The following is an 8,965-nucleotide window of genomic DNA, read 5'->3' on the forward strand; positions in this document are numbered from 1 at the left end:
GGGCGTGCTGCCGCGTCGGCACAGGACGCGTAGCCTGTAGCGCCCTGCCCGCACTTCCGCCATGCACCTGTTCGACACGCAGACGCTGCTCACCTACCTCGCCGCGGCCGTCGTCCTGGTGATCCTGCCAGGTCCGGGCACGGCCTGGATCGTCGCGCAGAGCATGACCGGCGGCACGCGGCGGGGCATCCAGGCCGGACTGGGGCTGGAAACCGCCACGCTGCTGCATGCGATCGCCGCCGGCCTGGGCCTTTCGGCGCTGCTGGCGACCTCTGCCATGGCCTTCGAGGTGGTCAAGTACCTGGGCGCGGCCTATCTGATCTGGCTGGGCATCAAGGCCTGGCGCAACGGCGGCGGCGATGCAGAAACCGCGCCCGCGGCCGCCACCGTATCGGCACGGCAGGTGTACCTGCGCTCGGTCGTGACCGGCGTGCTCAATCCGAAGGTGGCGCTGTTCTTCCTCGCGTTCCTGCCGCAGTTCGTGCATCCGGAGCGCGGCTGGGTGTGGCTGCAGTTCCTGCTGCTGGGTGCACTGCTCGCGCTGGTCGGCCTGTGCAACGACCTGCTGCTGAGCTTCACGGCCGGGCGTTTCGGTCGGCGCGTGGCGGCACATGGCAGCCGCTGGACGCAGCGCGTCACCGGCACCCTCTTCATTGGGCTGGGCGTGCGGCTCGCCCTGGAACAGCGCGCCTGAGCGACCGCCGGTCGGCTCGTCACCCGCCGCCAACATTCCGGCGCTAGCATCAGTCCCTCGTGCGCCGTCCCGGCACGCAGTCGCGACGGCGGTGCACTTCTGTTCCTGTTCATGCGGCGCGGGTATCGTCCCGGCATACCCGTGGAGCCCCGGATGTACCCGCGCCGCTTTCAAAAATTCCTCGTCGCTGCCGCCCTCGTTTTCGCACTGGCGGCCTGTTCCACCCTCAACGGTCTGGGCGCCCTGCTCGGCGATGAAGTCCGCTTTACGCCGATGCAGTTGCAGAACTCGCTGGACCGCAACTTCCCCAAGCACTACGACAAGCTCGGTGGCCTGGTGTCGCTGACGCTGATGAACCCGCGGCTGACGATCCCGCAGGGCTCCGACCGTCTGCGCGTGGACTTCGACGTGGGCCTGGGCGCGCTGGGCAGCGACAGCAGCCGCCCCTCCGGCCATTTCGCCCTGACCAGCGCATTGCGCTTCGACCCCGGCACGCGCGGGCTGCATCTGGCCGAGCCGCGACTGGAGGAAGTCAACGTGCCGGGGCTGGGCGGTGCAATGAACGCCAGCTCGCGGGCGCTGCTCAACTCCTGGCTGGACGAGTACTCGCGCGAGGAGCCGATCTACCGCTTCGACAACAGCCTGCTCGACAAGCTGGGCTCGCGCCGCATCGGCGCAACCGGCATCGAGCAGGGCACCGTCGTCGTGCATCTGGACCAGTGACGATGAACGCACCCCGCATCCTCGCAGCCCTGGCGCTGTGCGCCTTCCTCGCCGCCTGTGGTGATCGGGATGCACCGGGCCGGACGGCATCGGGCGACGGCGACACCGAGGCGCTGCCCTCGCCGGAAGGTTCGCGCGGGAGCGTCACCGGCATGCCGGACAAGCCCGGCCCGGGTCAGGTCGGCCCGCCGCAACCGGCCGTGGCCCCGTTGCTGGACGAACAGGGCAATCCGATCCTCGTTCCGCCCGAAGAGGCGCAGCCCGGCGATCCTTCGGTGGGGGAAGCCGCCCCGTCGCCGGATGCGGCAACTCCGGCAGAACCGGGTCCGCAGGACGCAGTCGCCGTCCTGCGCGACTACTACGCGGCGATCAACCGTCGCGACTTCGCCCGTGCCCATGCCATGTGGGGCGACGACGGGCGTGCCAGCGGGCAGACGCCGCAGCAGTTTGCGGACGGGTTCGCCGACACCACCGGCGTGTCGGTGGAGATCCTGGCGCCCGGCGAAGTCGATGCCGGCGCGGGCCAGCGCCACATCGAGGTGCCGGTGGCGCTGACCGCTACGCATGCCGACGGCCGCCAGCAGCGTTTCGTCGGCGCGTACACGCTCAGCCGCACCGTCGTGGACGGCGCCACCGCCGAGCAACGCGCCTGGCACATCGCTTCGGCGGACCTGCGCGAAGTCGCACCGTGAGCCGCCGCGTCCTCTGCGTTCGATGACGCCACGACATCCGCCGCGCATCGTCCTGGACACCAACGTGTGCCTGGACCTGCTGGCGTTTGGCGATCCCGTGCTGGATCCGCTGCGTGCCGCGCTGCAATCCGGCGCCGTCGTCGCGATCGGCGATGCGCCGTGCCGCGCCGAATGGCAGCGCGTGCTGACGTATCCGGTGCTGCGCCTGGACGAGATCGCACGTGTCGCGCGCCTTGCCGACTACGACGACCTGATGACGATGGTCGAGGACGCACCTGCGCCGGCATGCGCCCTGCCCCGCTGCGCCGATCCGGACGACCAGAAGTTCCTGCAACTGGCCGCCGCCAGTGGCGCGCAGTGGCTGCTCACGCGCGACGACGCGCTGCTGCGGCTGGCCCGCCGTACGCGGCGCGACGGCCTGTTCGACATCCTGACGCCTGTGGAGTGGTCGCGGGCGTGGTCGCCGCGCGTGACGTGAGGCTGTCGTATCGACACGCGCCGCGTGCGAGCGGCGCGCGCCCTGGCGGTGGTTACAGCTCGAACCGGTAACTCAGCTTCACCATCAGCTGTTCGTCGTTGCGCAGTTCCAGGCTGTCGCGCAGCGCGCGATCGGCCCCCTCGGCAAACGGCTCCTGTTCGAAGCCGCCGCGGCCGTACACCACGTACAGATACGACAGCGGCGCCAGCTCGTAACGGTAGCGGACCTGGAAGCCGAGGTTGCGGACGCTGAAATCCTCGACCGCCTCGTCCGTCGCGATGGCGTCGCCATTCGCCGCCACACGATACGCCTGCTGCAGCTCGGCATCCAGTCCGATCGCCTGCAGCTTGACGCGCAGTTCCTGCTTGTTGGTGATGGTCCAGTCCATGCCCGCGTCGAGCTGCAGCATGTCCTCGCGGAACTCGCCGATCAGGTTGTCCTGCTGCCACACCAGCCAGCTGGGGATGCGCTCGACGTAACCGCCCAGGTAGACGCTGAAGGCGTCGCTGATGAAGTACGTCGGCTGGACGCGCAGGTTGTAGCCGATCTTGTCGTTGCCGGCCAGGCCGCCGCTGAAGATCTCCGACTCCATCTCCCAGGCCCAGTCGCCCTTGCGCGGGCGCTCGAACTCGAAATAGGTGTTGAAGTTGGACGGCTTGTTGACCACGCCATTGCCGCGGGTCAGCAGGTCGTCCACGCCCGAGCCGTTGATGTTGATCTGCGCGTACTCGTAACTTCCGTTGCGCAGGTCGCTTTCTCGGCTGATGCGCAACTGGCGGTTGAGGCGGTCGCCGTGGTCGTTGTCTGTGCCGCTGATGCGCACGCGCCAGTCCTTCGACGCATAGCGCGATTCCTTCGGCAGGTCGGTGAAACGGCGCATCACCTGCCAGTTGAGGTAGTTGGTGCTGGCGCGCTGCAGATAGCCGAAGTCGTTGATCTCCAACTCGTTGCCGAAGTGCATCGCCAGCCACTGCTGGCGCCAGCCGTGGTCCATCTCGTAGTTGACCCACATAGTCGCGCCGGTGTCGTCGACGGTGCGGCCGTACTGGTCGATCTGGCTGCCGATCAGGCGCGTTTCCACGCTGACGCGCTGGGTCGGGCGCCAGTTGTGGTCCACGCCCAGCACGGTCGCCGTGCGATCGAGGAACGGCCGGTCGACGCGCGTGAGCATGGCGCCGAGGTTCTGCTTGCTCATGTCGCGCACTACGCGCAGCGCGCCGAACGTACGACCGACTTCGTCCGCCTCGTCGGCGGCGAACACGCCGTACTTGGTCGCACCGATGCTGCCGTTGAGTTTCACCGCCGCGGTGATGTCGCCCGCGCCGTTGCCGTCGTCCGCGGGACCGCCGACGCGACGCGTGTAGAGCAACTGGCTGTAGTCCGACGGCGTGGTGAACTCGAAGATGCCCTGGTTTTCGGTGAAGAACGGGCGCTTGTCGCTGATGAAGATCTCGGTGGCGTCGAAGTTGACGACCAGGTCGTCGCTCTCGACCTGACCGAAGTCCGGATTGATCGTGGCCGACAGCTGGAACTGGCCATTCGGCTTCCAGAAGATGTCGGCGCCGCCGTCGAAGTCGCTGCTACCCTCGACGTTGTCGTACAGGCCGGACACGTACGGCGTAATGGCCAACAGCGACTGGTCGTACTGCGGCATCTCCACCGGCGCGAAATCCGACAGGAAACGCGGCCGCGTGAAGCTCGCGCCCGGCCACGCCGAACGCTCGCCGGTCGAACCGATCACGCGATCCAGGTAGATCCGCACCGTGCGCTTGCCGTCGGCGCCTTCGCGCATCGGCGCGATGTACCAGGGGATCAGCATCTCGACCGACCAGCCGGCCTCGTCCTCGCTGACGGCGTGGCGCCAGTTGCCGTCCCAGTCGTCGTTGAACTGGTTCTCGTTGGTGATGACGGCATCGGCGATGCCGTCGGTCGAGGAGACGGTGAAGTTGTAGCCGGTGCGGCCGTCGCCGTCGTAGTCGATCATCAGGTTGACGCGGTCGACCTGTTCCTCGAAGTCACGCTGCACGCGTTGCCGGGTGCGCGGCACCTGCGGCGGCTGCGGATTGCGGAACGCGATCGCCAGCCCTTCCGGCGTGGCCAGGATCCAGGCCTCGGTCGGCAGCGAACCCGGCTCCAGCGACAGCGGTTGCACCTTGCGGAAGTCGGTGACGTGACGCGCGCCCTGCCATTCGGCCGGGTCGATGCGGCCGTCGATCTCCACGGCGTACGCGGGAGCGGACAGGGCGGCCAGGATGGCCAGGGTGAGCGAGACACGCATGCGGGCGAACGGAACTCGGCAGGCCATGGTGGCCAGCGCGGAGCGCCGTGAATGCGCATGAGCGCGTCTTCCGGCGATCCGTGCTGGGCGAAGACAATCTGCTCGGCACGCGGGCGCCGGGCGAAGCGCAGCCTAGTCGCGGCAGCGCGTCGCACCGAATGGCATAGGTCATGGCAACCATTGCGCACCCGCCCGCATCGCAGGCAGGTGGCGGATGCTACACGCTCACTGCATGTGCCAGCCGTGGCTGACGACGAAACTCTGCCCGGTCAGCGCGGCGGTCGGGAATTCCGCGAGGAAGCGCACCGTCCGGGCCACGTCCTCGACGGTCGTGAAGATGCCGTCCACCGTATTGCCCAGCATCACGCGGCTGACCACTTCTTCCTCGCTGATGCCCAGTTCCTTCGCCTGCTCCGGGATCTGCTTGTCCACCAGCGGTGTCCGGACGAAGCCGGGGCACACCACATGGCTGCGCACGCCGCGCTTCGCCCCTTCCTTGGCGAGCGTGCGCGACAGGCCCAGCAGGCCGTGCTTGGCGGTGACGTAGGCCGATTTCAGCGGCGAGGCCAGGTGCGAGTGCACCGAGCCCATGTAGATCACGGTGCCCCCGCGGGGCTTGCCGTCGCTACCGGCGGCGTACATGTGCGGCAGCACGGCCCTGGTCGTCAGGAACGCGCCGTCCAGATGGATCGCCAGCATCTTCTTCCAGTCGGCGAAGGCGAACTGCTCGATGGGATTGACGATCTGTATGCCGGCGTTGGAGACCAGGATGTCCACGCCGCCATAGCGCTCCACCGCCTGCCGCACGCCTGCTTCCACCGCGGCTTCGTCGGTGACGTCCATCGCGACGCCCAGCGCCCGCCCGCCGGCGGATTCGATCTCGGCGGCGACGGCCTGCGCGCCCTGGACGTTCAGATCGGCGATGACGACATTCGCGCCAGCGCGGGCGAGCTCCAGTGCGATCTCCTTGCCGATGCCGCTGGCAGCGCCGGTGACGATTGCGACCTTGCCTTCGATGGCGCTCATGGGGACTCCTGCGATACGTGTGGACGAGTGCGCCTTGGAGCGCATGGCGCAGTGTGGCGATCAGGCGGCAGCCCTGCCATTGCCCGATGGTACGGGCGCCAATTCCGCTCCCTTGGCGAGCGTGATGCGGCCAGGGCTGGATTCCCGCCTTCGCGGGAATGACAGTTGTCCATGCCTTCGGGCTGGGTCCGAGGGCTGCTACGCCATGCTCGTCGTTCCCGCGCAGGCGGGAATCCGGCTCACAGACCCGATTCCGCTCTCCGGCGTGCGTGATGAAGCCTGCGTTGGATCCCGCCTTCGCGGGAATGACTGCTGTCGATGCCTGCCCGGCTGGCTCCAGCGGCCGACTACGCCCTGCTCGTCATTCCCGCGCAGGCGGGAATCCAGCTTACAGACTCAACTCCGTTTTCCGTCGAGCGTGATGAAGCAGGGTTGGGTCCCCGCCTTCGCGGGATGACATCTGTGGGCGACGGCGGTGTAGCGATGCGTTACCGCTTGGCTGCCTTTCTGGCGCCGGCCTTCTTGGGGCCAGCCTTCCTGGCGCTCGTCTTCTTCGTGCCCGTCTTCTTCGAGCCACCAGCCTTCTTCGCCGACCCGCCCTTCTTCCCCGCGCCCTGCTTCGACTTGGCCGCCTTGCTGGCCTTCTTCGCCTTGGAGGGATTCTTCGGCTGCAGCATGGTGCCGGTGCAGTTGCGCGAGCCGCAGCGGCACTCCCAGATCTTCTTCAGCTCCGGCGTGTGCTTCTCTTCCAGGGTGATGCCGTAGTTGTAGAACAGCTCCTCACCCGGCTTGATGTCGCGGATCGCCTCGATGAAGACGCGGTCGCGGGTGCGGTCGTCGCCCTCGTCTTCCTCCAGCAGCGCCTCGCAGTTGGGCGAGCAACTGTGGTTGATCCAGCGCGCGGTGTTGCCTTCGTAGTTCGCGTCGATGACGTATTCGTCGTTGAGCGTGAACAGGAAGGTGTGGCCGGATTCCACGTCACCGGAGTCGTCGGCATCGACTTCCTCGTGCGTGCGGCGGCGGCCCTTGTATTCGATGACGCGTTCGCCCTTGGCGATCGGGGCAACAGCAAAAACGCCGTTGCCATGGATGGCGGAACGACGGGCGACGATCTTGCGCGGCATGCAGGAGTCCAGATGGAAGGAAAGCGGACATTCTGTACGGATCGCCCGGTCACCGCCATCGCGTGTCCGTCACGGAACACGAGGCGCACGCAGGTGCCACACCAGCTCTGCTCGCCGAATGCGCCGTTTCAGGCGGCCTCGCGAAGGCCCCACCTAACGGGAACCAACGGGGCACAGGCCCACCCTTGGCCCCGCCGCCCGGAAACAGTACAATTCCGGTACGGATTACCTGATCACCCCGTATGCTCCGCGTCACCAAGCTCACCGATTACGCCACGGTCGTCATGACCGTGCTGGCCCAGGACACCGCCGTGCTCAGTGCGTCGGAACTGGCCGAACGTGCCGGCCTGGAAGCCACGACCGTCGCCAAGGTCCTCAAGCCCCTGGCCCAGGCCGGCCTGGTCGAGGGCTTCCGCGGCGCCAACGGTGGCTACCGGCTGGCGCGTCCGGCCGACGGCATCGGCCTGCTGGAGATCGTCGAGGCGATGGAAGGCCCGCTCGGGATGACCGAGTGCAGCGTCCACACCGGCAACTGCGGTCTCGAGCAGTCGTGCGGGGTGCGCGCCAACTGGCGACGCATCAACGATGTGGTGATCGAAGCCCTGCGCGAGGTGACGCTGGCGCAGATGCTGACACCCCCACCTCCATCCGGATCACCGGCCAGGCGCATCGACCTGCGACTGGCCCAGGCATAACGAGTAGGCAGCCCCCATGGCCACCGAAATTCTTGAAAACCGCGAGATCCACGAGCAGCTCGGACGCAAGTACGAGGCCGGCTTCGTCACGGACATCGAATCCGACAGCCTGCCGCCCGGCCTGAGCGAGGACATCATCCGCGCCCTGTCGGCCAAGAAGAGCGAGCCGGAATGGATGACGGAATGGCGCCTGGCCGCGTACCGGCACTTCCTGACCATGCCGATGCCGCACTGGGCCAAGCTCAACATCGCCCCGATCGACCTGCAGGCGCTGAGTTACTACTCCGCGCCCAAGGCCAAGTACGCCTCGCTCGACGAAGTCCCGCAGGAACTGCTGGACACCTACGAGAAGCTAGGCGTGCCGCTGCACGAGCGCGCCAAGCTGGCCGGCGTGGCGGTGGACGCGGTATTCGACTCGGTGTCCGTGGGCACCACGTTCCGCAAGGAACTGGCCGAGAAGGGCATCATCTTCTGCTCGATGTCCGAGGCGATCCGCGAACATCCCGAACTCGTGAAGAAGTACCTGGGCACCGTGGTGCCCACCGGCGACAACTACTTCGCCGCGCTGAACTCGGCGGTCTTCTCCGACGGCAGCTTTGTGTTCATCCCGAAGGGCGTTCGTTGCCCGATGGAACTGAGCACGTACTTCCGCATCAACGCCGGGCACACCGGCCAGTTCGAACGCACGCTGATCATCTGCGAGGAACAGGCGTACGTGTCCTACCTCGAGGGCTGCACCGCGCCGATGCGCGACGAGAACCAGCTGCACGCCGCCGTGGTCGAGATCTTCGCGCACGAGGACGCCGAGGTGAAATACTCGACCGTCCAGAACTGGTATCCGGGCGACGCCGAAGGCAAGGGCGGCATCTTCAACTTCGTCACCAAGCGCGCGCTCTGCTCGGGCGACCGCTCGAAGGTCAGTTGGACGCAGGTCGAGACCGGCAGCGCGATCACGTGGAAATATCCGAGCTGCATTTTGAAGGGCGAAAGCAGCGTCGGCGAATTCTATTCGGTCGCGCTGACCAACAACCGCCAGCAGGCCGACACCGGCACCAAGATGGTGCACATCGGCGCGAACACGCGCTCGACCATTGTGTCGAAGGGCATCAGCGCGGGCCGCTCGGACAACACCTATCGCGGGCTGGTGCGCGTGCTCCCGAACGCGGAGAACGTGCGCAACTTCACGCAGTGCGACAGCCTGCTGCTCGGCAGCGACTGCGGCGCGCACACCGTGCCGTACATCGAGGTCAAGAAC

At 67.3% G+C, this 8,965-nt stretch carries 8 protein-coding genes and 1 pseudogene; 6 read left to right on the forward strand and 3 right to left on the reverse strand.

Annotated features, from left to right (window positions below):
• The first annotated feature begins 61 nt into the window (after nucleotides 1-61).
• The 4 genes from VFE83_RS06425 (at nucleotide 62) to VFE83_RS06440 (ending at nucleotide 2,587) form a co-directional block, all read left to right on the forward strand.
• A complete protein-coding gene (locus tag VFE83_RS06425) occupies nucleotides 62-694 on the forward strand; it encodes a LysE family translocator (protein WP_324904242.1) in 633 nt (210 codons plus the stop codon).
• 153 nt (nucleotides 695-847) lie between these two features.
• On the forward strand, nucleotides 848-1,417 hold the full coding sequence (locus VFE83_RS06430; RefSeq protein WP_324904244.1) for a hypothetical protein: 570 nt from the start codon (nucleotides 848-850) through the stop codon (nucleotides 1,415-1,417).
• Between the two features lie 2 nt (nucleotides 1,418-1,419).
• Nucleotides 1,420-2,109: a hypothetical protein gene (locus tag VFE83_RS06435; RefSeq protein WP_324904246.1), complete on the forward strand. Its 690-nt coding sequence runs from the start codon at nucleotides 1,420-1,422 to the stop codon at nucleotides 2,107-2,109.
• Nucleotides 2,110-2,131: 22 nt separating this feature from the next.
• A complete protein-coding gene (locus VFE83_RS06440) occupies nucleotides 2,132-2,587 on the forward strand; it encodes a PIN domain-containing protein (protein WP_324904248.1) in 456 nt (151 codons plus the stop codon).
• A gap of 52 nt (nucleotides 2,588-2,639) precedes the next feature.
• Here the strand turns inward: VFE83_RS06440 and VFE83_RS06445 are convergent, their stop codons facing one another.
• The 3 genes and pseudogenes from VFE83_RS06445 to VFE83_RS06455 all read right to left on the reverse strand — a co-directional run.
• On the reverse strand, nucleotides 2,640-4,865 hold the full coding sequence (locus tag VFE83_RS06445; RefSeq protein WP_324904250.1) for a DUF5916 domain-containing protein: 2,226 nt from the start codon (nucleotides 4,863-4,865) through the stop codon (nucleotides 2,640-2,642).
• Nucleotides 4,866-5,090: 225 nt separating this feature from the next.
• Nucleotides 5,091-5,891 carry a 3-hydroxybutyrate dehydrogenase gene (locus VFE83_RS06450; RefSeq protein WP_324904252.1) on the reverse strand — a complete coding sequence of 267 codons (801 nt, stop codon included), beginning with the start codon at nucleotides 5,889-5,891 and terminating at the stop codon, nucleotides 5,091-5,093.
• Nucleotides 5,892-6,553: 662 nt separating this feature from the next.
• Nucleotides 6,554-7,015, reverse strand: a pseudogene (locus tag VFE83_RS06455) (SET domain-containing protein); the annotation flags it as partial.
• Between the two features lie 242 nt (nucleotides 7,016-7,257).
• On the opposite strand from VFE83_RS06455, the gene VFE83_RS06460 reads away from it, so the two are divergent.
• Nucleotides 7,258-7,710, forward strand: a complete 453-nt coding sequence (locus tag VFE83_RS06460; protein WP_324904254.1) for an SUF system Fe-S cluster assembly regulator — start codon at nucleotides 7,258-7,260, stop codon at nucleotides 7,708-7,710.
• Between the two features lie 16 nt (nucleotides 7,711-7,726).
• Nucleotides 7,727-8,965, forward strand: a 1,239-nt coding sequence (gene sufB / locus VFE83_RS06465; protein ID WP_324904256.1) for a Fe-S cluster assembly protein SufB, incomplete at its 3' end; no start/stop codon positions are given.

It is taken from the genome of Lysobacter sp., from assembly GCF_035655815.1.
Classification (GTDB): Bacteria; Pseudomonadota; Gammaproteobacteria; order Xanthomonadales; family Xanthomonadaceae; genus Lysobacter_J.